The sequence below is a fragment of the Streptomyces sp. NPDC051921 genome (assembly GCF_040680975.1).
Taxonomy (GTDB): Bacteria; Actinomycetota; Actinomycetes; order Streptomycetales; family Streptomycetaceae; genus Streptomyces.
Genome location: NZ_JBFAXU010000011.1, coordinates 176317 through 200407, shown reverse-complemented (window position 1 = coordinate 200407; position 24091 = coordinate 176317). Strand labels below are relative to the sequence as shown.

Genomic DNA, 24091 nt, shown 5'->3' with positions numbered 1-24091 from the left:
CCCGCCATCCACTCTAGGTCCGGCGGGCGCGGACAGCCTCCGGGAGACGGTTCACTCCGCGTCGTGATGGGGCGGGCGCACCCACGGCGGGCGCGAGGCCCGGCCGACCTCCAGCCACACCACCTTCCCCGGCGCGCCGCCGGCCTTCGCCGCCGAGCCCCAGGCCGCGGCGAGCCGGTCGAGCACCATCAGGCCGTGACCGCCGGGCAGGGCGGGGGAACGCGGAACGTGGGCGCGCGGGTGCGCCGGATCCGCGTCGTACACCTCCACCCGGAGCCGTCCGTCCGAGTGCCGCAGGACCAGCTCCTCGGGCCCCCCGGCGTGCAGACAGGCGTTCGTGACGACCTCGGAGACCAGCAGCAGCACGTCCTCCGCCCGCTCCCGGTCCTCCGGCGTCGCCGCCGGGATCCAGCCCCACTCGGCGAGAGCCGCCGCCGTGAAGTCACGGCAGCGGGTCACCGCCCCGTCGGCACGGTGCAGCACCAGACGCCTGACCTGGGTCTGGGTCGGTGTCGGGGACTCGGGGTCGGTGAGGCGCTCCGCGGCGCCGCCGGCGGCCCCGGCGTTCTCGTGCGTCATGGTCCCTCCGCCGCCGGGGTGTCCGGGTCCGCGAACGCGGCGGCGGCGTCCTCGTACACCTGGAACACCGTCCGCGCCCCGGTGATCTCGAACATCCTGTCGACCGGGGGCCGCAGGCCGGCCAGATCCAGCCGGCCGCCCCCGTCGAGCATCCGCAGCCGGGCCCTGAGAAGCACGTTGAGTCCGGTCGAATCGCAGAACCGCAGCCCCGAGCAGTCGACGACGACCCGGCCGGCGTCGTCCTGCTCCGCCAGGGCCTCTTTGAGCGGGGCCGCGGTGTCGTGGTCGAGCTCGCCCGTCACGGCCAGGACCACGGTCCCCGGCCGCCGCCCGGGCAGCGTGCGCACGCCGAGCCGCCCGGTGAAATCCTCAGCAGTCTCCGTGCCTCCCATAAGAGGGCCGCCCTCCTTCCGTTCCCCGCTCCGTCAACCACCATGATCAGGCGAAGCCCAGGACCGCGCGATCCTCGGGATTCGTGACGGCGTGCACTGTCCCCGACAGGCCGCACGGCCTGCGCAGCGGCCGGGGAACGGCCCGCTCGGGCGCCCGGCCCCGGCGAGCGCCCGGTGCCGGCGGCCGACCGTGTCGCCATCGGACCCGTGGGCCGCCGACCGTGCCACGGTCCCGGCCACGGGCGACGGCTCTCGCGCGCCCCGTCTCCCGGCCGCGACCGCCCGGTACGCACGCCGCCCGGGCCTCGCGGCCGGGGCGGCGACGAACTGCACGGGCACCATGTCCGCACCTCCGTGGGGCGGATGCCCGGATCCGGGTCCCGTATGCGCGCCCGAACGGGGTGGTCCGGCTATCGCAGCGGCTCGCTCAGCTCGATCGCGCGGAGAGCGGCGGCGAGGGAGCGGTCGTCGGGGAAGTCGAGGGCGGTGTCGGCCAGCTTGACGACGTGCTCGTCGCCATGGGAGAGGGCGCGCTCGAAGACCTCCTCGGGGGTGACGCCGTCGGGAGAGGACGGGACGACCGCCTCGGCGGGCGCGTACATGGCGGTGACGGCGGCGGACGCCGTCCAGGCGGCCCGCAGGCTGGGCACCCAGAGGGCACGGGGGAGAGCGGGGAGGGTGCGCAGCACCGCGTTGGGGGCGGTGGCGGCGTGGACGAGCATGGTCTCCTCGCCGTGGCCGTGGGTGGCGTAGCGATGCGTGGCGGCGCGGACGAGCTCGGCGAGCCGCTCGTACGCCGTGTCGGGGTCGGTGACCGAGGCCGCCCAGACCGGCAGGTGGGTGACCCGCGCGAGCCGGTCGGGGAAGCCGCCGTCCTGGCCGGCGATCGGCGGCACCGCGTCGAGGGCGGCGGCGGGGTTGTCCGCGCCGGGCAGCGGGACGAGGTCCGCGACGGGGCGGTGGCGGGCGGCCCAGTAGCCGAGACCGTGCGCGAGCTCGGTCAGCCGCGGCCCGGTGACCTCACCTGCCAGCAGGGTGCGCACCGCGTGCCCGACGCGGATCACGGGGTGCGTCGACCCGCCGTACATGCCGGGCAGCAGCCGCGGCCACCACTCGGCGAGCACGTCGCGCCAGGGACGCTCGTGGATCTCGCGCCCGAAGTGGCCGATCCAGTCGGCGGCCCGCCGCGGCTCGCCGAGCGCCTCCCGCCAGTTCGCCGCGGTGACGGGCGCGACGCCGGCGGGGAACTCCTCCAGCTTCGGCGCGTACAGGTCGAGCCACCGGTGCACCGCCCGCCCCTGCCCGTGCGAGGCGAGCGCCTCCACCGCCATCGGCGCGTGGTTGGTCAGCCGTCCGAGCCGCTCCGGCCCGGAGACGTGCAGCCGCTGAAGGGCCTCGTCGAGCGCGCCCGTGGTGTCCGTTCCTGTCGTATGCATGCTCATGACCGGGACGTTAGGCGCGACACGGCGCCGGCGGAACGGCCGGAGGACGTAGGACCGGGCGTAGGGCCCCGGGAGGGGTGTCACCGGGCCCGGGGCTTGGGCGGGGTGTCACCGGGCCCGCGGTTCGGGCGGGGGCGCCATCGGGTCCGGGGCTTGGGCGGGGTGCCCCTGGGCCCGCGGTTCGGGCCGGGTGCCACCGGGTCCGGCCGGCCCGTCCGTCAGCCGCGATGGCCGAAGAACTCGACCTCCGCCACCGCCACATGGCGGCCGCGCCCGGTACCGTACGCCGTCTCCGGGGAGATCCGGACCCGCGTCACCCGCGAGCCGCGGAGGTCGAAGGTCTGCTGGCCCGGTTGGTCCTTGAGGGTGATCAGGCGGGACGACGTGTCCCCGTCGGCCGAGATCAGCTCCACCCGGATCCGCGCCGGGCGGGCCTGCGTCAGGAACTCGTCCTTCTTCGCCGACGTGCCCGCGAACACCACCAGCTTGGTCACCCGCACCCCCGGCTTCTCGAAGTCGGCCTCCAGCGTCGCCCCGCCGAGTGCCGACGGCGCCCAGTACCGGTTGGTGAAGCCGTCGAAGGCCGCGCCCGCCGGATGCCCCTTCACCTCGCTGGACGCCCGCACCGCCGACGGCGGCAACGACTCCGGGGTGCCCGTCGTCTCGCGGGCCAGGCCGAGCAGCCGGCCGGCGTGCGGCAACCCGAACCAGACGCCGGCGCCGAGCAGGATCAGCACCAGCGGCAGGGCGATCCGGGGCCTGCGCCACGCCCGGCGCGGCCGCGTCCCGGCCACCGGGGCCTGCCGCTTCCGGCGGCGCAGCAGCCGGCGCCACCACGGCGGCGGCACCTCGGGCGGCGGCCCCGGGTCGAGCAGCAGCGCGCAGCGCACGCAGAGCGTGCGGTCGGCCTCGTTCTCGGTGCCGCAGTTCGGGCAGCGCACGGTCGCGGACGGGACCTGCGCCGACGGGGCGGTGGGCGGCACCGGTGGCGCCTCGGGCGGCGGTCCCGGCACCGGCGGCTCGGTCTCCGCCCCGGGCCGCCGCGGCCCGGCCCCCGCGAACGGCGGTGCCGCCGGTGCGGGCTGCGCGGGTGGGACGTGCCGTACGACCGGCGGTGCGGGCGGAGCCGGCGGTACCGGGGCCGGCACGGGGGAAGGCGGCGCGGCCTGCCGTACCACCGGCGACACGGGTGCGGCGGGCGGAGGCCCCTGTCGCACGACCGGCGGCGTCGGTGGCGCCGGCTGTGCCGTCGGCGGATGCGTCAGCGGCGTCGGGGCGGGGGCGGGCGGAGCCGTCGGCACCGGCTCGGCCCGCGGCACCGGCGCTGCGGCGGGCGCCTGCGGAGGTGCTTCCGGCGCCGCCCCCTCCCGGCCGGCCGCCGCTCCCGGCTCCTCCCCGTCCCAGTTCAGGAACGCCCCGCAGAACGCGCAGAACGCCGTCCCGGGCTCGTTCCGCCGGCCGCACGTCGGGCAGGTCATCGCGCGCCTCCGGGCAGCAGTTCGAGGGTGAAGCCGGCGTGCGCCGGGATCTCGGCGGTGATCAGCTCCTCCAGGCGTGCCCGGTTGACCCGCGCCGGGTCCGCGACGGTGATCCGGACCGTGATCATCGGACGGCGGGTGCCGGGCAGCGGAGTGCCGGGGGTGGTGGACCACACGGTGCCGCCGCTCTCGGTGATCTCGGCCGGTGCCCCGTCCGTCTCCAGGCGCAGCGCCTCCGACAGGCCCCGTACCGTGCCGCGCGTGCGGTGTCCGGCCACCGCGCCGAGCACGGCGGCGCGACGCTGGTCGAGCGGGTTCGCGGAGGACGCGTCGGGCAGGTCCACCGCCACCCAGCCGGCCAGCCAGTGCAGGAAGTCCTCGGGGGCGAGCCGCGGGTCGAGGTGCGCGGGCAGGTTGTCGACGCTCAGGAGCAGCGGGGCCAGGACGTCGTCGAGGGCGGCCAGGAACCGGGCCAGGAAGTCGTGTTCCAGGTAGACCGCGGGCAGCAGGTCGATCAGCGGATGCGGGCTCGGCAGCCCGGGGACGGCGGTGCGCACGGCGGTCAGACCTCCCGGACCCTCAGCTGGTGCTCGTACGAGAAGACGAGGGCGTGCCGGTCGAGCGGGATCCGCCCGTCGGGCACCTCGGTGCGCTGACCGGTGACGGGGTCGGCCCGGAAGAGGCGCACGTCGTCCACCAGGTCGACGCCCTGCACGCGTTGCAGCACCGCGTACGCCTCGCCCGTCTGGACCGGGCGCCCGAACGGCCAGCCGCCGCCGGCCGGTCCGCCGGTGAGCGCGTTGAAGTAGGCGTTCAGGGCGGCGAGGGCGTCCTCGCGCACCCGGTCCGCCACCGCCCCGCGGGCCGTCTGGACGGTCGCGACGAAGGTGACGCCCTGGTAGAACGGCGGCTCCACGACGACCCGGGCACCGATGGGGCGGCGCGCGTCGAGGTGTTCCGCGATCCGCTCCAGGGTCCGCGGCGGCGGGACCAGCTCGTCGAAGGCGATGCGCCCGTGCGCGTCGCCGCGCCCGGACGGTACGACGAGCAGCCGCACCCCGCTCTCCCCGTCCTCCGGGACGCAGTGCACCCGGGCCGCGTCGGGGGCCACCTCGCGGGCGAGCAGCTCGTAGTCGCGCGGGACGACGGCCCGTTGCAGCGTCCGCAGGGTGAGCGGGCCGCGCACCCGGGCGCTGTCGACGGTCTCGCCGTCGACGCCGCCGACCGCCGGCCTGCGGTTCTCCACGCGCGCCACGAAGGGCACCGTGCCGCGCAGCACGCGCAGGGTGGAGCGGGCCACGTTGCCGCGCGCCCCGCCGCCCGTGCGGTACGCACGCACCCGGACGGTGGCGCCCTTGGGCGGTACGGAGCCGAAGTGGCGCACGGACCCGTCGCGTTCCCTGACCGCGGGGCCGAACTCGATCCGGCCCGTGCCCTCGTCGAGCGTGAAGTGCCGGTCGGCGGGGCCCGAGTGGGCGAAGTCGTCGACGCGGCTCCAGGGCGCGGAGGGCTCGACGCCGTCGTCCGGCGCGGTCACCTCCAGGACGAAGTCGCCCGGCACGACCGGCGGCCGGGCGACCGTGAACGCCTGCCCCGCCACCCCCTCGGCCGTCCCCAGGACCTCGTCCGTGATCCGCTCCGCGTGCTCCGCGCCCACCGTGGCCCCGATGGTGAACGCCGTGATCCCCCGGACCACCGGCGGCGCCACGTACGTCGGCTGCCGCGGCTCGGCCGCCAGGAGCCGGCAGCGCAGCCAGCCGCCGGCCCGCCGGACGATGCTCAGCGGGGTGTGCGTCGCCGGCAGGTGCAGGATGAGCTCGCCCGACCGGTTGAAGCCGCCCGTGTCGTCCTTCTCCACCTCGCAGGCCGACCAGCGGCGCCCGTCCCAGGCCTCCCACACCAGGGGCGGCCGGAGCGGGTCGACGCCCACACCCTGCACGTCGCAGTCGAGCCGCAGCACCACGACCCCGGCCGGCACGGCCGCCGACAGGCCGACGTAGAGGGCGTCGCCCGGCGTCGGCACGGGGGAGAAGCAGGGCACGTCACGGCCGAGCGCCAGCTCCTCGGTGCGGTCCACGGCGATCCGCTCGACCCCTTCGCCGGGCCCGTTCCGGTCACCCGGCGGCGCCGCCGGCCAGGTCGCGAGGGCCGCGTACGCGCAGGGCACGACCGTCAGGTCCCGGGTGGTGCCGAAGACGACGGCCGGCTCGGTCTCGGTGCGGACCGTCGCCACCTCCGTACCGGCCCGGACGAACACCGGCTCCGGCTGCGGCGCCGACAGCCGGAACGTGACGTCCGTGCCGGCGGCCGTCGGCGGGTGGAGCCGGACGCCGATGAGGTCGAGGAAGGTCAGATAGCTCTTCTCCGGCACCCGGTTCACCCGGTAGACGAGCTGGTCCACCATGGTCGCGAAGGCCTCGATGAGCGTGACGCCGGGGTCCGAGACGTTGTGGTCGGTCCACTCCGGACAGCGCCGCTGCACCAGCCGCTTCGCCTCGTCCACCAGGCCCTGGAAACGCCGGTCGTCCAGATTCGGGCTGGGCAGGGTCATGTGCGGTCCTCCTCCGCCCCGCCGGGCCCGGCGGGGTCGCCGGCCCCGGGCCCGACGGCCTCGTGGCGCGGGATGACATAGAACGGGAACACCAGGTTCCGGGGGTCGTTGGCGCCGCGCACCGTGTAGCCGATGTCGATGTACAGGACCCCGTTGTCGGCCTCGTCGAAACGCACCGCGACCTCGGTCACCTCGATCCGCGGCTCCCACCGCTCCAGGGCGAGCCGGACCTCGTAGGCGAGCTGCCCGGCCGTGCCCGCGTCGGCCGGCGCGAACACGTAGTCGTTGATCCCGCAGCCGAACTCGGGCCGCATCGGGCGCTCCCCGGGCGAGGTCGCGAGGATCAGCCGGATCGACTCCTCCAGTTCGCGCTCGCCCCGGACCAGGGCGATCGATCCGGTCGCGTCCGTGCGCGGCGGGAAGGCCCAGCCCGCGCCGATGAACTCCTGTCCCATGCTTCCCCTCAGCCTCCGATCAGCACCGACGCGCAGCCCGACACGACCGCCGACCCGCAGCCGGACAGGTCCCCGACCCGGGCCGCCGGCCGGCCCCCGATCAGGACCGTCGTGGAGCCGGGCGGCGCGAGTGCCGACGGCGGGTGGGCGGCGGGCGACGAACACACGTGCGCGGTCCCCACGGTGGCGGCCGGCTGCCCGCCGATGAGGACGGACGGCACACCCGGAGGACCGAGCATCCCCGGGTGCACGGTCGGGTCGCCCACCCGGGCGGCTGCCGCTGCCTGTGCCATGTCCCCCTCCGTACCAGTCAGTTGATCTTCACGAGAGGTGCGGTGACCGACAGCGTCGTGCCGCCCTTCAGGTCCGTGCGCTGCGTGCCGTCCACGGTGACCGTGGCACCCTTGACGTCGACGGAACCCCCCGACGCGAGCTTCACCGCGCCCTGACCACCGTCCATCGTCAGACCCTGACGTGCCGTCACGGAAACGCTGTCGCCGCGCAGTTCGAGGGCCCCGCGCTCCGCGTCCACGCTCACCCCGCCCGAGGCCGTGATCGACACCTTCTCCTTCGCGGTGATCTTCACCGCCCCGTCGCTGCCGATGGTCACCACCGTCCCCGACTGGTCCAGGTCGACCGTCAGCTTCCCGTCACCGGTCCGCAGCTTCACGCCCTGCGCCCCACCCGCCGCATCGAGCAGTTCGAGCCGGTGCCCGCCCTTGGAAGCGAAGGCACGCCGGTCCACCGAACCGGAGGTCGCGTCCACCGCGCTGCCCTGGGCCGGCCGGTCCTGGCCGTTGTGGAGCCCGCCGAGGACGTACGGCCGGTCCAGGCGCCCCTGCTCGAAGCCGACCACCACCTCGTCCCCGACCTCGGGGATGTACGGCTCGCCGCCCCCCGTGCCGGAGGCCTGCGCGGTCCGCGCCCAGTCGCTCGCGTACTCGTCCGACAGCCACGGGAAGGTCACCTTCACCCGCCCCGAACCCTCCGGGTCCTGCGTGTCGGTCACCGTCGCGTTCACCAGACCGCCGGTCCGGCTCCCCTGCGCCGACGGGCCCCCGGCTCCCCCCGTCAGGCCGAACAGCGAGCGCTCCTGCTGTCCGGAGACCGTGAGCCAGGTCTCGTACCCGCGCAGGGCGTCGAAGACGTGCCGCGAGGACGTCACCGTGTACCGGCCCTCGAAGGGCGCGCCGACCGCGTTCAGCGCCACCGCCGCACCGGCCCGCACCTCCGGGTTCCCCCGGATCACCGCCTCCAGCTCCGCGAACGAGCCCGCGATCCGCTCGGCCAGCGCCTTCGCCGCCCGGTCCACCCGCTCCTGCGTGCCGTAACCGGCGTCCGTCACCACGTGCCGGGCCTCCCCGAACGGCGCCGTCACCTGCGCCGCGGTCACCCCGAGCGCCAGCGTCGCCGACGTGCCCGCCGGAGCGCGGCCCACCAGGGCCCGCTTGCCCCGCACGTCCCAGCCGCGCACCTCCACCTCCGAGACCTGTTCGGCGGCCGACACCGAAGCCCGGCAGCGCAGCAGGTTCGCGCCCCGCTCCAGGACCAGCGGATCCCGGTCGGCGCGCGCCGAGGCGTCCGGCGCCCCGCCCGCCCCGGCCGGCCTCACCACGTGCAGCTGCCCGTCCCGTACGTACGCCTGGGCGCCCGCCTCCTCCGCGAGCGCGCGCACGAAGTCCCAGTCGCTGACGTTGGCCTGCGCCACGTGGTCGAGCACCGGCCCCGCCACGTCCACCGCGCCCGGCTTCAGCCCGGCGCGCCGGGCGACCTGGGCCACGATGTCCGCGAGCGTCATGTTCTGGTACGCGGCCACGCGCGCCCCGCGCAGCAGTTTGTACGTCTCGTCGAGCCCGCGCACCACCGTGAACGTGCCGGACTCGTCCAGCTCCAGCTCCAGCGCCGTCACGACCCCGTCGAGCAGCGGCCGCGGCTCGGCGGCGCCACCGCCCCGCGCGAGCAGCCGGATCCGCGTGCCGACCGCTATCCCGCCCTGCGCGAGCAGGGTGGCGTCCGCGTCGCGGAACCGCAGCAGGAAGAGATCGGGCAGCGTACGGCTGTCGTCGACGAACCCCTCCACGAGGGTGTTCATCAGCCGGGCCGGCAGCGGACTCCCCCCGACCTCCACGACCAGCGCTGACGCGACTCCCGGCGGCGCCATCACAGCCCCCGTCGTGCCGGGGCGGACTCCTGGCGCAACCGCCCCAGTTCGTCCGGAGCGGGCAGCAACAGCTGCGTGCCGGGCGCGAGTCGCAGGGGGTCGTCGATGCCGTTGGCCTCGGCGATCACCCGCCAGGCCCCCGGATCGCCGTACTCGCGCTGCGCGAGCGACGGCAGCGAGTCCCCGGCCGCCACCCGGTGGGTACGGCGCGCGGTCAGCGCACCCGACGTCGGGTTCTGCCCGGGCGTCTCCCCGCTGATCTCCTCCATGGTGACGAGGCAGACCGCCCGGATCGGCACCCCGGACGTCGTGAACAGCGTGTACTTCGCCTGCACTTGACTGACGTAACCGGGGAACCCGGTCAGCCCGCCCCAGTGGAAGACCACCCACGGCGGCGACGACCGCTGCTGCTGCCGGGTCTCGTTCGTCGGCACGCAGCACGCGAACAGCTGCTCCACCGACGTCACCACCCGGGTGTCCTGCGTGTCGCCCGCGTCGAAGAACATCTCCACGGTCAGCTTGCTGGGCTGCGGCCCCTGGTACTCCGGCGGTCCCGCGCTCTTCGCCCCCTTGGCCGGCGTGCGCTTCCACGCCGCGGCCTTCGTGAGGCTCAACTCCTTGGGATTGAACTGGAAGTCGATCCGCCCGCACGGCGCACCGGGCGTCAGCCCGCCGCCCGAGGGCGGCGTCCGCAGCTCCAGATAGGCGTGCTCCAGCTTCGGCCGGGCCGACCGGCCCTTCCCGGCGGACGCGACACCGGAGGTGCCGGCCGCGCTGAAGGCGATGGGGGCGCTCATGCGGCTCAGCCCTCCATCACATAGCCGTGATGGGCGATCTCGATCGTCTCGACCGCGACCTTCGGCGACTCGGGCGTGAAGGACGGCCCGGTCCACCGCACCGGCACCACCTCGAGCAGCCCCCACTGGGCCACCTTGCGCCCGTCGCCGGTACGCGCCTCGATGTGCGCCGTCTTCCGCGTGAACCCGGTCGTCATGCTCGCGAACCAGCGCGCCACCTTCTCGGTCTCCCGGGTCAGCGGACGCGACAGCTTCACGTTCGAGTACTTGAGGCGGGTCGGCAGCTGCCAGACGTGCCCGTTGTTGCCGCCCTCCTCGCGCGTCTCCAGGACGACCTCGCAGCCCAGGCCCTCGCAGGTGTTGAAGGACCCGAGCTCGATGTCGTCGATGGTGACGACGAAGCAGACGCTGACGGCGGGCTCGTCGTTCTGGGCGGCGTCGGACATGGCGGTCCCTCCTCAGAACCTGGTGTTGATGAGCCGGCCGGCGCGCTCGCGCTCCAGCCGCAGATCGGCCTTGAGGAGCCGGGCGAGCGGCGGGTAGAGCGCACGGACGAACTCGTCGGTGACCGCGGGGGTGCCGGGAGTCCCGGCGGGGTGCGGGGAGCCGGAGGCGGCCACGGCCGCCGGGCCCCCGACGTCCGCCCCGGCGGGGTGGCCGTCGCCGCCGTGCCCGTCCGCGCCGCTGCCGCCGTCCGGCTCCGGCGAAGGCACCGGCTCCGGCGGTGGGGGCTCCTCGTCGGCGACCTCGCGCTGGACGAACGGGACCGACGCCGCCACGGAGCGCTGGACCGGCGGGGGCGCGAACACCACGCTGCCGTCGGCCATGCGCTGCGCGATCCCGGCGGCGACGGCCACGTCGCCCGCGTCGCGCGGAGCGGCGGGCCGCGGTGCCGCGGAGGCGGGCGGCGTGCGACGGACCGCGCGCTGGACGGGAGGTGCGACGGCGGTCCCCGTGGGCGTCCGCCGAAGAGGGACGGTGGGCACGCCCTCCGCACGGCGCTGCGCGACGGGCGTCTCCCAGCGGACCGGAACGGTGGGCACGGAGGGCGCGGCAGGCGGACCCACCGGCGCGGCCCCCGGCAGGCCGCGCTGAACGGCGGCGGGCGCGGGCGCGGCGGACGGGCCGGTCCCGCCCCCGTCCCCGGCCGCGCCCGCAGCCCCGGTTGCGGCATCGGCCGTCACGGTACGCAGTTCCAGCGGGCGGTCGCCGATCAGCGGGACGACCGGCTCGGGCGCGGGCTCGGGCTCGGGCGCCGGGGGAGGTGCCGGCGCGACCGGCGGGACCTCCTCGTCGTGGCGGGGTGCCGCGCGCTCCTCACGTACGGGAGGAGTGACGGCCCCCGCGGCCTCGCGCTGCGCCGTCGGCGGGAGCCCCGGGAGCGGCGCGCCGAGGCCGGGCCGACGGCGCGGCGGCGTGGGCGGGAGGGCCCGCTGGACGGCCGGCGGCGGGCTCTGAGGCGCGGCGGTGGGCTCGGCCGGCTCCGGGGCGTCGAGCAGGGGCGGCTGATCGCCGACCAGCGGGCGTACCGGAGCGTCGCGTCCTTCGGCGTTCGCAGCGGAGGGGGCGGCCGGGTCGTACGGCGCGGCCCCGGGTGCCGAGGCGGACTGCGCCGCGGGCCCCTGGGCGCGTACGGACGGGGGCCCGGCGGCCCGCTGCACGGCACGCTCGCCCACGGGAAGCCCGACGGCGTTCCGCTCGGACGAGGCGGCGGAGGCCGGGACGGCCTCGGGTACCGCCGCGCCTGGCAGCTCCGCCGGGCGCGGCGCCGACACGGCGCCCGGGGGCGCGTCCCGGGACGACGGCACGCTCGACGGGGGCGTCGCCGGGGAGGGCGCGACCGGCGTCCGCGCCGGGAAACCGGTCACCGACCGCTGCACCGGAGCCGACACCGGGGCGGCGACCCCCTCGACCAGCCCGCTCGGCGCCTCCGCGCTGACCAGGTGCCCCAGGGGCGAGGTGAGGGCGGTGGGACGACGGGTGGGCAGCCCCCGCTCGAAGGCGGACGGATCGGTGACGAGCGCCGGCGCGCCCAAGGTCCGTTGGATCGGCGGGAGTTCGGCGAGATCGACCCGGTCGGCCCGGTCCGGGCCGCCGCGCTCCCCGAGGCCCGCCGGCCTCGCGGCCTCCGCCGCGGCATCGTTCCCCCGTCCGCCGCGCAGCCAGGACAGCAGTCCCATCGTTCCCGTCCCTCCCCGTCATCCTCCGTCGAGGCGGGCCACGTGGGCGACGAACCTCTGACGTTCCGCGTGCTCCAGGTCGAGGAGCTGATCCAGTGGCCAGTGGAAGTGGTAGGCGAGGTACGCGACCTCCTCGTAGAGCTGGTCGGCCGCGTACGTCACGATTCCCCCAGGCGGCCACCGGCGAGGTCCACCGCGAACTCCTCCTGGCAGGACGGACAGGTGACGGCGGCCCGCGTGTGGCCCTCGGCGTTGATGCGCCGGTAGAAGTCCTGGAGGAAGGCGAGGTCCGAGGCGAACAGGTCCTCGACGACCCCCGGGTGGACGTCCTCCACCGTGCCGATGCGGGTGACGACGCGGGCGATCAGGACCACCGACAGGTAGGCGGAGTTCTCCCTGACCCGGTCGTCCCGCAGCGGCACCAGCTCGTCGCGGGCGGTCGCCAGACGCATGACCCCGTCGCGGTGGACGGTGCCCTGCTCGTCGACGTACCCGCGCGGCAGCCGGAACGGGAACTCGGTCCGCAGACCGCCCCCCGCCCCCTCGGCGGCGTGGTCGGAGTGCGACGGCGCGGCCGACGCCGTGCGCCGCATCAGCCGACTTCCATGCTCTCGTAGGTGATGACGAGCTTCTCCGTGAGGACGGAGGTGTCGCCGGCCTTGAGGGTGCCGATCTCCAGGGACTTGGGCCAGGCGTTGACCAGCGTGTAGCGCTTGATGGGGAGGCCCTCGTAGTCGTAGACGATGATGGCGCCGTTGCGGCGGGCGTTGCTCATCCGGCCGAACCGCGAGTCCTTGATCCACCGCTCGAAGCTGTTGTCCTCGGTGAGGCCGCGGCTGACCGTGACCTCGCCGGCCTTCGGGCGGCCGGGCAGCTTCTTGATGGCGTACTTGCCGTCCGCGGTGTTCTGCTTGAGCTCGATGACGTCCTGTTCCATCTTCAGACCACTGACCTCGGTGATCTGCTTGATGATGACGCTGTCGAACTCCAGGCCGAAGGAGTGTCCGACGGAACTGTCGAGATCGGGCAGGGGCACGAGCTACTCCTCACTCGTCGACGGCACCGGTGCCGCTGGTCAGCTGGGACAGACGGAAGACCACGAACTCGGCCGGGCGGACCGGCGCGACGCCGATCTCGCAGACCACGTGGCCCGCGTCGACGCTCTCGGGAGGATTCGTCTCGCGGTCGCACTTCACGTAGAAGGCCTCGTCGGGGGTGAGCCCGAACAGGGCGCCCCGGCGCCACTCGTTGACCAGGAAGGCGGCGACCGTACGCCGGATCCGCGCCCACAGCGCGTCGTCGTTCGGCTCGAAGACCACCCACTGGGTGCCGGCGAGGATCGACTCCTCCAGGTAGTTGAAGAGCCGCCGGACGTTGAGGTAGCGCCAGGCCGGGTCGGAGGCGAGGGTGCGGGCACCCCACACCCGGATGCCGCGGCCGGGGAAGGCGCGGATGCAGTTGACCCCGATCGGGTTGAGCCGGTCGTGCTCGCCCTTGGTCAGCTGGGTCTGCAGCGCGACGGCGCCGCGGACGACCTCGTTGGCCGGGGCCTTGTGCACGCCGCGCTGGTCGTCGTTGCGGGCCCAGATGCCGGCGACGTGGCCGCTCGGCGGGACCAGCGAGATCCGGCCCGAGGACGGGTCGGCGACACCGATCCAGGGGTAGTAGAGCGTCGCGTACTTCGAGTCGTAGCCCGCCCGCTCCGCGCGCCAGTCGCGGACCTCCTGCGGGCTGAGCCCGGGCGGCGGGTCGAGCACGGCGACCCGGTCGCCCATCAGCTCGCAGTGGGTGATGACCGCCTGCTGGACGGCGATCACGCCGTCGAGGTCGAGGAGCCCCCGCTCGTACGCGCTCATCAGGTCGGGCACGGCCACGGTCGTGATGTCCTCGACGGCCTCCAGGCCGCCGAGACCCGAGCGGCGGTCGGCGTCGCCGACGTACACCTCGGGGGTGAGGGCGGCCCCGGACCCGCCGGCCGGCACGGCGGCCGGCGCCGCGGGCGCGAGGGTCGCGGTCTGCGGCTCGGGGCGGGCAGGCGCCGCCCCCGTTCCGGTCTCGGTGATCTCGATGAGCGCGGAGGCGGTGTTGACGCGGGTGGCGACGTTCTCCTTGCTGCGCTTGGTGGTGACCGAGGGGTAGTCCTCGGCGACCTTGCCGTCCCGCTTGACGATCAGCCGGAAGGCGTCGGAGGGCGGGTCGTCGCCCTCGACGTCCGCGATCTCCACGGTGATCGTGCCGGTGACACCGGGGCGGGCGACGACGGAGTACGCGCCGACGGCGGTGGGCCCGGTGGAGGCGTCGCCCACCGCCGCCGGGGAGGCGGGGGAGCCCCCGTCGTCGATCCGCACGACGTAGCAGACCCCGCCCCCGTTGGCGAAGAAGCCGTAGACGGAGGCGGCGAGGTACGTCCCCTCGACGAAGTCGCCGAAGCGGCTCACGAACTGGCTCCAGTTCGTGATCAGGGTCGGCTCGTCGAAGGGGCCCTTCTCGGCGAAGCCGACGAAGGCGGCGACCGACGTGCCCACTCCTTCGATCGGCCGGGAGCCGGACTCGACCTCTTCGACGTACACGCCGGGGGACAGATACGACGGCATTCGGTGCTCTCTCTCCTCGACGTCACTCCTCGACCGGGGAACCGCTCCCCTTGAACCGGGCCATTCTCGCGAGGCCGCCGACCACCGGGAACGGATGATCGGCCGCCCTCCTGGGCACCCCGAACTGCCCGATGGGGCACCGGAGTCGGGGCAGGACGGGACCCTCACCGCCCTCCGTGCGGGGCCGGGGCGGCGGGCAGCCTGGCCGTACGGCCACGGCCACGGAGAAGCGCCGGCCGGCCACGGCCACCGGGAGGGGCCGAGCGGCCACGGGAGCAGCCGAGCGGCCACGGGAGCAGCCGAGTGGCCACGGCGACGGGAGCAGCCGCGCGGCCACGGCGACCGGGAGGGGACGGATGAAGGAGGTCCCGGAGAAGAAGCCCGCCGGGCGGACGCCCGCAGCCGCCCCGACTCCCGCGCCGTCCCCCTCTCCCGCGGACGGCCTGTCCCCGCACAGCGTGCAGCGCCTGCAGGGCGCGGCCGGCAACGCGGCCGTGGCCCGCCTGGTCGCCCAGCGCTACACGGCCCCGGTGAAGACGCCGGCGTCCGCGGCCCCGGGCTTCCGCCGGGTCGGCGCGGACGTGGCGGCCAAGAAGCGCACGATGGCCGCGCACGCCCCCGCCGCGACGGAGTCGAAGTCGGCGCAGGACGCGGCGGTGGCTCCCCCTGACGACAAGGAGGCGCAGGGCAAGGCCGCGAACGCGGAGAAGATGAACGCGGCGAAGCCGGGGGAGTTCGACAAGGCGGCGTTCATCGCGGCGGTCGACAAGGCGATCGAGGCGCAGGCGCCGAAGAACCTCGACGAGGCGGACAAGTTCTCGAAGTCGGGCAAGGCCGACAAGGTCAAGGACGAGGTCGACGGGAAGGTCACCGACGGCAAGAACACCTCGGCCAAGGACATCGAGACGACGACGAAGGCGCCGCCGGACACGTCGGCGGCCAAGGACAAGCAGGTCACCCCTCTCACCCCCGACCGCCCGCCGGCCAACCCCGGCGCTCCCTCCGCGGCCGACGCGATCCCGGAGAAGCAGCCGGCGGCGGTGACGGACTTCTCCGAGGGTCCGGCGCAGAACGACAAGGCGCTGGCGGACGCGGAGGTGACGGAGGAGCAGCTCGCCAAGGGCAACGAGCCGGAGTTCAACGACGCACTGAAGGCGAAGAAGTCGGCGGAGGCCGACTCGGCGAAGGCCCCGGGCAAGGCGCACGCGGCCGAGGACCAGCAGCTGGCGACGGCGAAGGCGGGCGCGGCGGCGGCGGGCGCGCAGGCGATGAACGCGCTGACCGCCACGCGGGCGGCGGCGGGCAGGGCGGTCGACGGCGGCAAGGGCGAGACGAAGTCGAAGGACGAGACGAAGCGGGCCGAGGTCACGGCGAAGCTGCAGAAGGTCTTCGACGCGACGAAGAAGGACGTCGAGGCGACGCTGACGGGCCTCGACACCAAGGTCGACACCGCCTTCACATCGGGCGAGAAGCAGGCGCGGGACGCCTTCACGGCGGACCACAAGGCCCGCATGAAGAAGTACAAGGACAAGCGGTACGGCGGCTTCCTGGGCAAGGGCCGTTGGCTGAAGGACAAGTTCGCCGGCATGCCGAAGGAGGCGAACGACCTCTACCAGGAGTCGCGGAAGCTGTACGTGGCGCGGATGCGCACGGTGATCTCCTCCGTGGCGGACATGATCGGCGTGGAGTTGGGCCGGGCGAAGTCCCGGATAGCCCAGGGCAGGGCGGACCTGAAGGCGGAGGTGGACAGGCTCCCGGCCGACCTGAAGGCGTTCGGCGAGGAGGCCGCGAAGGACTTCGCGGGCAAGTTCGAGGACCTGGAAGCGAGCGTCAACGAGAAGTCGGAGCAGCTGGTCCAGGACCTGGCGAACAAGTACACGGCGGCGCTCAACGCGGTCGACGAGGAGATCAAGAAGCTCCAGGAGGCCAACAAGGGCCTGATCGACAAGGCGAAGGACGCGATCGTCGGCGCGATCAAGACGATCAAGGAGCTGACGAACCTCCTCCTGGGCATCCTGGCGAAGGCCGCGTCGGCCGTCATGAAGATCATCAAGGACCCGATCGGCTTCCTGGGCAACCTCGTCCGGGCGGTGGGCGCGGGCCTGAACCTCTTCGTGTCGAACATCGGCGAGCACCTGAAGAAGGGCCTGGTCTCCTGGCTCCTGGGCACCGCGGTCAAGGCGGGCCTGGACCTCCCGCAACGCTTCGACCTGCGCGGCATCATCACCCTGATCGCCTCCCTCCTGGGCCTGACCTGGGACAACATCCGCGCCCGCATCACGCGCAAGGGCGTCCCCGACGAGGCGATGTCGGCGGTCGAATCCTCCGTCCCCGTAGCCCAGTCCCTCGCCCGCGAGGGGCCGGCGGGCGCGGTGAAGGAGATCGAGGCAGAAGCGGGCGACCTGAAGTCGACGATCCTCTCCAAACTCACGGAGTACCTGGTCCCCACGGTCATCATCGCGGGCATCACCTGGATCGTCTCCCTCCTCAACCCCGCCTCGGCCTTCGTCCGCGCGGTCAAGGGCATCATCGACATCGTCACCTTCGTGGTGAACCAGGGCGCGCAGATAGCGGACTTCGTGAACGCGGTCCTGGACGCGGTGATCGAAATCGCCAACGGCGGCGCAGCCGGCGTCCCGAAGATGGTCGAGGGCGCCCTGGCCGCGAGCATCCCCCTCCTCATCGGCTTCCTGGCGTCCCTGCTGGGCATCGGCAATCTGGCGAACAAGGTGAAGTCGGTCTTCCAGGCGGTGTCACGGCCGGTGAACCGGGCGATCGACAAGGTCGTCGACTTCATCGCGAAGAAGGGCAAGGCGCTCTGGCAGAAGCTGAAGGGGGACAAAACCCCCAAGGGTGACGCCCCCGCAAAGAACTCGACTGTGGGGAGCGGACCCAAGGCGTCGGATCGATCCCCGGCGTCCTCGCGAGGGAGCGAAGGGAGGGCCAAGGAAGCCAGACTTGAGAAGGCGCTCACAGCGCTCAGGCCGCGTATTGAATCCGCGCTCAAAAGTGGACCGTCAGGGATTTCATTTCGCGCCAAGCTTGCCGCTTGGAGGGTGCGTCACCGACTTACCTCGTTGTCGGTCGAGCGGGCCGGAGATTCCTTCTCGGTCATTGCCAAGATCAACCCCCAGGGTGTGGCGGCCAGTGGGTTCAGCCCGTCCGGGAATGACCTGAGGAAGCTGATTCACAGGGTCGCCAAGAGTCTGCTTTCCGACCCGCAAGTTCGAGCGATCGCAGACGCCATGGCGGAGCGAAAGGGGGAGGATCCCAAGGGGACGCTTCATGTGCCCCCCAGGGAGGGGATTCCAGGCGCTGTCGCGTACTTCCATGACATGGGTGGAGATATTCCCCACTACTGGCAGGAGTATAAGTTCGGGGATTCTCGTGAGGGAGTTCTGATCGCTGAAGGCAATATGGCCGGAGTGAAGAATTTTAGGGCGAGCGGAGCGTCTGGTCCTGTGAGTGAGGCGCAGGCTCGAAATTGGATCACCAATGGTCCGAGGAAGGAGAAGGAAGGTGCTCCGCCGTCTCATCCTGAGTGGAATGACTGGGAGCGAGGGGAGTCGTATCCGAAGATCGCCGAAGCGATAGCGGAGTTGAACAAGAACAACATGACCGATCGTCAGATCGCTTCGGCTGTGCGGAGCTTCATCAGGGAGGGGAGGGCGCCGAAAGATAATGGGCATCTCATCGGACGGCTCAGTTGGCTGATGTCCGTTCGAGAGTCGCACCGCAATACGGGAAATCTTGCGTTCGCCCCCATGACGATCGATCTGGTGGCTGCAGGTGAGATGAGCTGGGGCGAGGCGCTCAATCGCTACCGCGCGAAAGGCCCTGAGGAGCGACTCGGTGAGAGGGGGGAATTCCCGATGTCGATGGTAGGGGCTCAGGCTGCTGCGGCGAGTCAGGAGGAGGCGAACCTGGAGATACCGGATGCCCCTCACCCGAGTACTGTGGGGCAGGACAAGGGCAAGGCCATGACGCATACCAAGGAGCAATACAAATCGATTCTGATCCAGCGTGAGCTCGCGGACCGCGAGATAGCTCTCGCTGAGCGTTGGGTTAGGGCTAAGATTGAGGCGGGGGAACTCCTGCTGGGCGCTGATGAGGCGGCGGTGGAGAAGCGAATTCGAGAGCTCCTGCGGTCATTCTATACAGAGGAGGATGTTGCGTGAGTGAGATGGTCAGGGTGATTCCGAAGGAGCAGTTCGACGTGAGAGACACTCTCACGTCGCTTGCTTACCGTCTCAATTGGTTCTTGGCGGAGGTCGGCCAGCCTGTCGGAGTGCTCGAAGATATTTGGGAACTCCCTCGAAGTGCTGGGTCTGTCCACTATGTGGAAGACCCCGTAGTGCGGATGTCGTATATGGTGGTACGCGCTGAGGACTCAGAGCGCGTTGCCGCTGCAATCAAGCAGGGAATTCCCTCCTGGGACCTGCGGGACGTGCTGCAGGCGCTTCGGCTGTCCCGCACGGTGGATGAAAAGATCAAGAACGTCTACTTGATGGCTCTCGCTGCGCACGAAGGGCAGGGTGGAGAAGTCACGGAGGCGCTCTCCTTGGTCTTTCGGGATCCGGCCGAAGAAGTGAGGAAGTCGGCCGTAGTCGCATCCGGATATGTTGGATTGGCGGCAACTCGTGAGTTGCTGCAAGAGTCGGCTTCAGGGGATTCCTCGGCGCGCGTGCGAGAAAATGCTCGCCTCATGCTGGAAGCTCTGGAACGTCACCCCTGACGCCTGCCGCGTCGGCCCTTGCGGTAATCGGCTGGGGCGACGCGTTGGGCGGGATTCAACTCAGCAGCTCTAGGTACCGCCCGAACTCCGACGCCAGCGTCAACCGCCCCAGCTTCTGGTACTCCCGCTGCACCGCATGAATGAGCATCCGCATCGTCAACGGCCCCCCCGCCTCCGCCGCCAGGTATGCCGCCGTCACCGCGATCGAGCGGATGTTGCCGCCCGACAGCTCGAAGGCCTCCGCGCAGAACTCCAGGTCCAGGTCGGTGGCGCGGGGGAGGTGGGGGCCGAGGGTGCGGTCCCAGAGGAGGAGGCGTTGGGGGGCGTCGGGGACCGGGAAGTCGACGATCAGGTCGAGGCGGCGGGTGAAGGCGTCGTCCAGGTTGGCGCGGAGGTTCGTGGCCAGGACGGCCAGGCCGTCGAAGGACTCCATCCGCTGGAGGAGGTACGCGGACTCCACGTTCGCGTAGCGGTCGTGCGCGTCCTTCACGTCCGAGCGTTTGCCGAAGACGGCGTCCGCCTCGTCGAAGAGGAGGACGCCGTTCACGCCCGCCGCCTCCGTGAAGATGCGTTCCAGGTTTTTCTCCGTCTCGCCCACGTATTTGTCGATGACCGTCGCCAGGTCCACCGTGTACAGGTCCAGCCCCAGGTCCGCCGCGATGACCTCCGCCGACATCGTCTTGCCCGTTCCCGAGTCGCCGGCGAACAGCGCCGCGACGCCCCGGCCCCGGCCGCCGCCCGGGCGCATCGACCATGTGCCGAGGACGTGGTCGCGGTGGCGGGCCCGGGCCGTCAGTTCCCTCAGCTGGGCTTCCGTGTCCGGGGGCAGGACCAGGTCCGCCCAGCCCACCGACGGCTCGATCCGGCGCGCCAGGCGGTCCAAGCCCGCCGCGTTCTGCGCGCGGGCGCCCTGCCGTACGTGGTCCGCGGCCACCCGGACCGACTCCAGGCGTGCTTTCTGCACCGCCGCCCGCGCCGAGCGCACGATCTGCTCCGGCGTGAGGAGGAAGGGGGACAGGAGGTCGGAGACGTCCAGGTGGGACACCTCCTCCGCCGCGCTGCGCCGCCACAGCTCCGCCCGCGCCTCCGGCCCCACCCTCGGCGCCCGCACCAGCAGCGGCGGCGCCGCCGACCACGCCGCGTCCCACGGCACCCGGCCCACCAGCGCCACCGGCACCGGGAGGTCGGCGACCGCCCGCAGCAGCCCCGCCCGCTCCCTCACCACCGCGTCCACCGGCGCGCACACCAGGCCGGCGCCCGTCAGCCGCGCCTCGCGCAGCAGGCAGCGCACCGCCTCCGCCGGCGCCGGGTCCTCCGAAAGCCGCGCCAGGTCGACGCCCAGCACCGCCCGCCCCGCCCCCTCGAGCGCCGACGCCGCCAGGGCCGTACCCGCCCCGCCCTGGTCCTCCTGCAGGTAGACAAGGCTTGCGCCCGATCCCGAATCCTCCGACAGGAAGCGGGCCAACGGAGCCGGGTCGCCCACCCCCGGTATCCCCTCCCACGGCGCCCGTACGTCCACCAGCCGCGGGTCCGGCGTGTCGTCGCCCAGCAGGTAGGCCGTCACCCGGTCCGGCACCCGCAGCGAGCGGCCCAGGAACGGGCGCTCCCGGTCCTCGACCAGCAGCAGTCCGCCCGCCCGCAACGGCGCCCGCTCCCCGAGCCGCGCCCTCGCCTCCCGGTCCGCGTGCGACATCCCGCACAGGCCGAGGGCGAGGCCGATCGACGGTCGGCGACGCGTCACGTCGTCGTTGAGATAGCCGTAGAAGGCCTCGAAACGGTCGTCCAGATCCGGCAGCAGCGCCACCAACAGGATCTCCACGTCCAGCGGCGTCAGGTCGAAGTCCCGTACGAGGGAAGCAAGTCGGGAGGTCCCGGACCACGGGTGCAGCGCCGTCGGACCGGGGAACGGCACCCGGCCCTCCAGCAACCGCTCCACCGCCTCCTCCGTCAGGTACAGCCCGCGGAACGCGTCGTCCGGATCCGGGTCCACCTCCCGCCGCGCCTCCACCGCGCGCCGGACCCGCAGCTCCATCTCCCTCGCCCCGGCCAGGAGTTCGGCCGTCATCCGGCGAGGTCCTTCCCCACGTCCGCGATCCGGACGTCCAGGCCCTCGTCGCCCACCGGCGGACCCACGACATACCGCGGCGACGCCGTCACCGGCACACTGACCACGAGGTCGAGCGACGGCTTCAGCTCGCCGCCCAGCGCGCTCCACACGTCCGCGAACGACCGGTCCTCCGGCGGTGGCAGCGCGATCGACATCGGTACGGCCGCTCCGATCTCCGCGAGGCTGCCCGTGAGCCGTGCCGGCGGCAGTGCCTCGTACGTCAACAGGCAGCCCAACAAGGAGGACAGAAGGCGGTGTTCGTCTTCCGGGCGCTTCGTCCACGCCGTGATCAGGTACGACAGCTTGAAGTAGCGCGGGGGACGCCGGCGGGCGATGACGACGCCCCGCTCGTCGTACTCGTTGTGCAGACCGCGCTCCCGTCGCCGCATGTCCTCGCGGATGTCGTAGAGGTACAGGTTCACCATCGGGGCGTTCACCTTCGCCGCCCACTCGCGTGTGGGCGCGTCGAACACCACCGCCACCTGCCCGCCCTCCAGGACCTCCGCCCGAATGAGCGAACGCAGTACGTCGTCGACCTCGTGGATCACCGGCCGGCCCCCTCGCCCTCTATCCTCGGCCCGCGAAGTCCGGTGGCTGCAGAGCGCGTTGGACCACCAGCACCGGCTGCTCCTGGCGTTCGAGCCGTGCCACCTCCGCGCGCAGCAGCCGCGGGCCGAGGCGGTCCTTGCGCAGGACGAGCACCTGGGCCTCGAAGCGGCCGTCGCGGCCCGCGGTCAGCGGGGCGGTGTCGGCCGTCAGGCCCGTGGACCAGAGGAGGCGCACCCGCTCGCCGGGCGGGAAGTCCGTGCCGCGTACGACGACCGGCTCGCCCGGCCGCACCACCTGCGGTGTCACCTCCAGGCGCGGCTGGAGCACGCGCAGCGGTGCCGTGGCGGTGTTGTCGGCCGGATCCAGGTCGGTGGGGAAGCCGCGGACGTTCACCCGCACGGTGCCGGACACCGCGTCCGCGTACGTCGCCGTCTGTGTGACCACCACCCGGCCGCCGGGCGGGATCGAGCAGGGCGCCGCGGTCGTGCAGCGGTCGGTACGGGAGAGGGCTCGGCCCGGGGCTTCCGGCCAGGTGGCGGCGGCGAAGACGTTCTGCGCCACGTCGGGGCCGGCGTTCGTGAGGGTGTACCGGGCGACGACCGCCCGGCCCGTGTGGGCGCGGTGGGGGGAGAGGGAGATCGACACCGCCACGTCCGCCGACGGCGGCACCGGCGGCGGCAGGACGCGGAAGACCGCCGTGTCCGTGCCCGTGTTGCCGCCCCCGTCGGTGGCCGTGCAGGTCACGGTCGTGGTGCCCACGGGGAACACGGAACCCGACGCGGGAATGCAACTCGGCGTCAGCGGACCGTCCTTGGCGTCCTCAGCGGTCGCCGTGTACGCGATCCGGGTGCCCGAGTCGTCGACGGCCCGCGCGGTCCGGTCGTCGACGGTCACGACCGGCGCGGACACGTCGTTGACCGTGATCGAGATCTGCTGCCGGTACGCGGGGTCGTCGGCCGCCGCCGGGCCGAGCGCCGGGCCGTCCGGTGCCCGCGTGCCGAGCAGGAACTGCACGGTGCAGGTCAGCGTGGCGCCCTGCGGGGCGTCCGCGGTGACACCGATCGTCTCCGCGAAGGCGGCCGTCTCGCCGCTCGTGACGTCGCGCGTGGGCGGGTCCAGGGTCACGGTCAGTCCGGGGTCGCAGGCGTCCAGGCGGTAGCCGACCCGGGTGGGCAGATTGCTCAGGCCCTGGACGATGGCTTCGGACACCCGGTTCGGGTCGATCCCCGAGAGCTTGCGGCCGCCCGTGGCCTGGATGATGCGGGTGGCCTGGCCGGGGGTGGTGGGCGGGTTCTCCTTGTACGCGGGGTCGCCCGCGTCGCCGTTGCCGTCCATCCCGTCGCCGACGTCGGTGTCCACTTCGACGCCCACGACCCGGACGTTCTTGTCCTGCAGGGCGAAGATCGTGTCCTCGATGCTGTGGCCGTTGCTGGGGGCGTGGCTGGAGGCGTCGCTGACGACCACCACGACCGGACTGGAGTTCTCGCGGAAGACGGTCCGGCCGTCCGCCCCGTTCGCGATCTGCCACAGGCCGTTGATCCAGTCCTCGGACGGGCCCATGCTGCCGTAGCCGAGGCTGGTGCGGAGCCCGTCGACGCCGCGCTGCAGCAGGTCGTCGTCCTGCGTGAGCTCGGCCTTGACGCTGAAACCGGCGCCGGGATCCACCTGCTGGTCACCGAAGGTCGCCACCGCGAACCGCGCGTCCGACTGCGCCGCCCGCACGTTCTTGATGATGTCCTTCAGGCCCCTGCGCACGCCGATGATGACGTCGTCCATGCTTCCCGTGCCGTCCACCAGCAGCACCACCTCCGGGCGCGGCGGCACGACCGGCGTGAGGACCCGTTTGTCGACGCCGATCGACGCGCCCGGATCCAGGGCCTGCGACACGCTCGCCGGCGTCACCGGCTCCACCGGCACCGGCACCGCCGACGCGGACGTGGTGGCCGGTACGGCACCCGCGGTGAGCAGCAGCAGGGCGAGGGCGGTCCGGCCCGCGACCCGGCGGCCGGACGACTGGAACCAGCGCACGAACATCCCCCTCGCCTCATGCCGCTCGTCGGCCCCGAGGATG

General features: G+C 73.2%; 20 protein-coding genes and 1 pseudogene. 2 read left to right on the top strand and 19 right to left on the bottom strand.

The features are described from left to right. Window positions 1–51: 51 nt before the first annotated feature. The 16 genes from AB0M16_RS17235 to AB0M16_RS17160 all read right to left on the bottom strand — a co-directional run bounded on the left by AB0M16_RS17235 (window position 52) and on the right by AB0M16_RS17160 (window position 14629). Complete coding sequence (locus AB0M16_RS17235; RefSeq protein ID WP_365343574.1) at window positions 52–579, bottom strand: ATP-binding protein; 528 nt, start codon at window positions 577–579, stop codon at window positions 52–54. Further along, entirely contained in the window at window positions 576–971 is a 396-nt protein-coding gene (locus tag AB0M16_RS17230; protein WP_365343572.1) for an STAS domain-containing protein, read from the bottom strand. Before AB0M16_RS17230 ends, AB0M16_RS17235 begins: the two co-directional genes overlap by 4 nt. Window positions 972–1381: 410 nt before the next feature. After that, the gene (locus tag AB0M16_RS17225) at window positions 1382–2407 is read right to left on the bottom strand and encodes a questin oxidase family protein (RefSeq protein WP_365343640.1); all 1026 of its coding nucleotides are present in this window, start codon (window positions 2405–2407) and stop codon (window positions 1382–1384) included. Window positions 2408–2631: 224 nt separating this feature from the next. Next, the gene (locus tag AB0M16_RS17220) at window positions 2632–3396 is read right to left on the bottom strand and encodes a hypothetical protein (protein ID WP_365343570.1); all 765 of its coding nucleotides are present in this window, start codon (window positions 3394–3396) and stop codon (window positions 2632–2634) included. 491 nt (window positions 3397–3887) lie between these two features. Further along, window positions 3888–4448, bottom strand: coding sequence for a phage tail protein (locus AB0M16_RS17215; protein ID WP_365343568.1), 561 nt, complete (start codon window positions 4446–4448; stop codon window positions 3888–3890). Between the two features lie 5 nt (window positions 4449–4453). Next, entirely contained in the window at window positions 4454–6442 is a 1989-nt protein-coding gene (locus tag AB0M16_RS17210; protein ID WP_365343566.1) for a putative baseplate assembly protein, read from the bottom strand. Beyond that, a complete protein-coding gene (locus tag AB0M16_RS17205; protein WP_365343564.1) occupies window positions 6439–6897 on the bottom strand; it encodes a GPW/gp25 family protein in 459 nt (152 codons plus the stop codon). Before AB0M16_RS17205 ends, AB0M16_RS17210 begins: the two co-directional genes overlap by 4 nt. A gap of 8 nt (window positions 6898–6905) precedes the next feature. Then, window positions 6906–7190 carry a PAAR domain-containing protein gene (locus AB0M16_RS17200; RefSeq protein ID WP_365343562.1) on the bottom strand — a complete coding sequence of 95 codons (285 nt, stop codon included), beginning with the start codon at window positions 7188–7190 and terminating at the stop codon, window positions 6906–6908. Window positions 7191–7207: 17 nt separating this feature from the next. Further along, window positions 7208–9058, bottom strand: a complete 1851-nt coding sequence (locus AB0M16_RS17195; protein WP_365343560.1) for a VgrG-related protein — start codon at window positions 9056–9058, stop codon at window positions 7208–7210. Further along, window positions 9058–9855, bottom strand: a complete 798-nt coding sequence (locus AB0M16_RS17190) for a LysM peptidoglycan-binding domain-containing protein (RefSeq protein ID WP_365343558.1) — start codon at window positions 9853–9855, stop codon at window positions 9058–9060. The genes AB0M16_RS17195 and AB0M16_RS17190 overlap by 1 nt, the downstream gene beginning before the upstream one ends. A 5-nt stretch (window positions 9856–9860) precedes the next feature. Beyond that, window positions 9861–10301 (bottom strand): phage tail protein, encoded by a 441-nt coding sequence (locus AB0M16_RS17185; RefSeq protein WP_365343555.1) that lies wholly within the window; start codon window positions 10299–10301, stop codon window positions 9861–9863. Window positions 10302–10313: 12 nt separating this feature from the next. Further along, on the bottom strand, window positions 10314–12035 hold the full coding sequence (locus tag AB0M16_RS17180) for a hypothetical protein (RefSeq protein ID WP_365343553.1): 1722 nt from the start codon (window positions 12033–12035) through the stop codon (window positions 10314–10316). A gap of 18 nt (window positions 12036–12053) precedes the next feature. Next, window positions 12054–12197 carry a DUF6760 family protein gene (locus AB0M16_RS17175; RefSeq protein ID WP_365343551.1) on the bottom strand — a complete coding sequence of 48 codons (144 nt, stop codon included), beginning with the start codon at window positions 12195–12197 and terminating at the stop codon, window positions 12054–12056. Further along, complete coding sequence (locus tag AB0M16_RS17170; RefSeq protein WP_365343549.1) at window positions 12194–12628, bottom strand: hypothetical protein; 435 nt, start codon at window positions 12626–12628, stop codon at window positions 12194–12196. Before AB0M16_RS17170 ends, AB0M16_RS17175 begins: the two co-directional genes overlap by 4 nt. After that, window positions 12628–13071 (bottom strand): phage tail protein, encoded by a 444-nt coding sequence (locus AB0M16_RS17165; RefSeq protein WP_365343547.1) that lies wholly within the window; start codon window positions 13069–13071, stop codon window positions 12628–12630. The genes AB0M16_RS17170 and AB0M16_RS17165 overlap by 1 nt, the downstream gene beginning before the upstream one ends. A 10-nt stretch (window positions 13072–13081) precedes the next feature. After that, on the bottom strand, window positions 13082–14629 hold the full coding sequence (locus tag AB0M16_RS17160) for a phage tail sheath subtilisin-like domain-containing protein (protein ID WP_365343545.1): 1548 nt from the start codon (window positions 14627–14629) through the stop codon (window positions 13082–13084). Between the two features lie 356 nt (window positions 14630–14985). Here AB0M16_RS17160 and AB0M16_RS17155 point away from each other — a divergent pair, with 356 nt between their 5' ends. Then, a complete protein-coding gene (locus AB0M16_RS17155; RefSeq protein ID WP_365343543.1) occupies window positions 14986–18807 on the top strand; it encodes a hypothetical protein in 3822 nt (1273 codons plus the stop codon). Next, window positions 18804–19364, top strand: a complete 561-nt coding sequence (locus AB0M16_RS17150; protein WP_365343541.1) for a hypothetical protein — start codon at window positions 18804–18806, stop codon at window positions 19362–19364. Before AB0M16_RS17155 ends, AB0M16_RS17150 begins: the two co-directional genes overlap by 4 nt. 55 nt (window positions 19365–19419) lie before the next feature. Here AB0M16_RS17150 and AB0M16_RS17145 read toward each other — a convergent pair whose 3' ends face one another. The 3 genes and pseudogenes from AB0M16_RS17145 to AB0M16_RS17135 form a co-directional block, all read right to left on the bottom strand. Continuing rightward, entirely contained in the window at window positions 19420–21429 is a 2010-nt protein-coding gene (locus AB0M16_RS17145) for an AAA family ATPase (RefSeq protein ID WP_365343539.1), read from the bottom strand. Window positions 21430–21467: 38 nt separating this feature from the next. Continuing rightward, window positions 21468–22019 (bottom strand): annotated as a pseudogene (locus AB0M16_RS17140) (DUF4255 domain-containing protein); the annotation flags it as partial. Window positions 22020–22038: 19 nt separating this feature from the next. Beyond that, on the bottom strand, window positions 22039–24054 hold the full coding sequence (locus tag AB0M16_RS17135) for a VWA domain-containing protein (RefSeq protein WP_365343537.1): 2016 nt from the start codon (window positions 24052–24054) through the stop codon (window positions 22039–22041). Between the last annotated feature and the right edge of the window lie 37 nt (window positions 24055–24091).

What these genes read in the sequence shown, in the direction of transcription:
- AB0M16_RS17235 (WP_365343574.1), bottom strand. Translation starts at nt 579, where the DNA reads ATGACGCACGAGAACGCCGGGGCCGCCGGCGGCGCCGCGGAGCGCCTC.
- AB0M16_RS17230 (WP_365343572.1), bottom strand. Translation starts at nt 971, where the DNA reads ATGGGAGGCACGGAGACTGCTGAGGATTTCACCGGGCGGCTCGGCGTG.
- AB0M16_RS17225 (WP_365343640.1), bottom strand. Translation starts at nt 2,407, where the DNA reads ATGCATACGACAGGAACGGACACCACGGGCGCGCTCGACGAGGCCCTT.
- AB0M16_RS17210 (WP_365343566.1), bottom strand. Translation starts at nt 6,442, where the DNA reads ATGACCCTGCCCAGCCCGAATCTGGACGACCGGCGTTTCCAGGGCCTG.
- AB0M16_RS17205 (WP_365343564.1), bottom strand. Translation starts at nt 6,897, where the DNA reads ATGGGACAGGAGTTCATCGGCGCGGGCTGGGCCTTCCCGCCGCGCACG.
- AB0M16_RS17200 (WP_365343562.1), bottom strand. Translation starts at nt 7,190, where the DNA reads ATGGCACAGGCAGCGGCAGCCGCCCGGGTGGGCGACCCGACCGTGCAC.
- AB0M16_RS17195 (WP_365343560.1), bottom strand. Translation starts at nt 9,058, where the DNA reads ATGGCGCCGCCGGGAGTCGCGTCAGCGCTGGTCGTGGAGGTCGGGGGG.
- AB0M16_RS17190 (WP_365343558.1), bottom strand. Translation starts at nt 9,855, where the DNA reads ATGAGCGCCCCCATCGCCTTCAGCGCGGCCGGCACCTCCGGTGTCGCG.
- AB0M16_RS17185 (WP_365343555.1), bottom strand. Translation starts at nt 10,301, where the DNA reads ATGTCCGACGCCGCCCAGAACGACGAGCCCGCCGTCAGCGTCTGCTTC.
- AB0M16_RS17180 (WP_365343553.1), bottom strand. Translation starts at nt 12,035, where the DNA reads ATGGGACTGCTGTCCTGGCTGCGCGGCGGACGGGGGAACGATGCCGCG.
- AB0M16_RS17170 (WP_365343549.1), bottom strand. Translation starts at nt 12,628, where the DNA reads ATGCGGCGCACGGCGTCGGCCGCGCCGTCGCACTCCGACCACGCCGCC.
- AB0M16_RS17160 (WP_365343545.1), bottom strand. Translation starts at nt 14,629, where the DNA reads ATGCCGTCGTATCTGTCCCCCGGCGTGTACGTCGAAGAGGTCGAGTCC.
- AB0M16_RS17155 (WP_365343543.1), top strand. Translation starts at nt 14,986, where the DNA reads ATGAAGGAGGTCCCGGAGAAGAAGCCCGCCGGGCGGACGCCCGCAGCC.
- AB0M16_RS17145 (WP_365343539.1), bottom strand. Translation starts at nt 21,429, where the DNA reads ATGACGGCCGAACTCCTGGCCGGGGCGAGGGAGATGGAGCTGCGGGTC.
- AB0M16_RS17135 (WP_365343537.1), bottom strand. Translation starts at nt 24,054, where the DNA reads ATGTTCGTGCGCTGGTTCCAGTCGTCCGGCCGCCGGGTCGCGGGCCGG.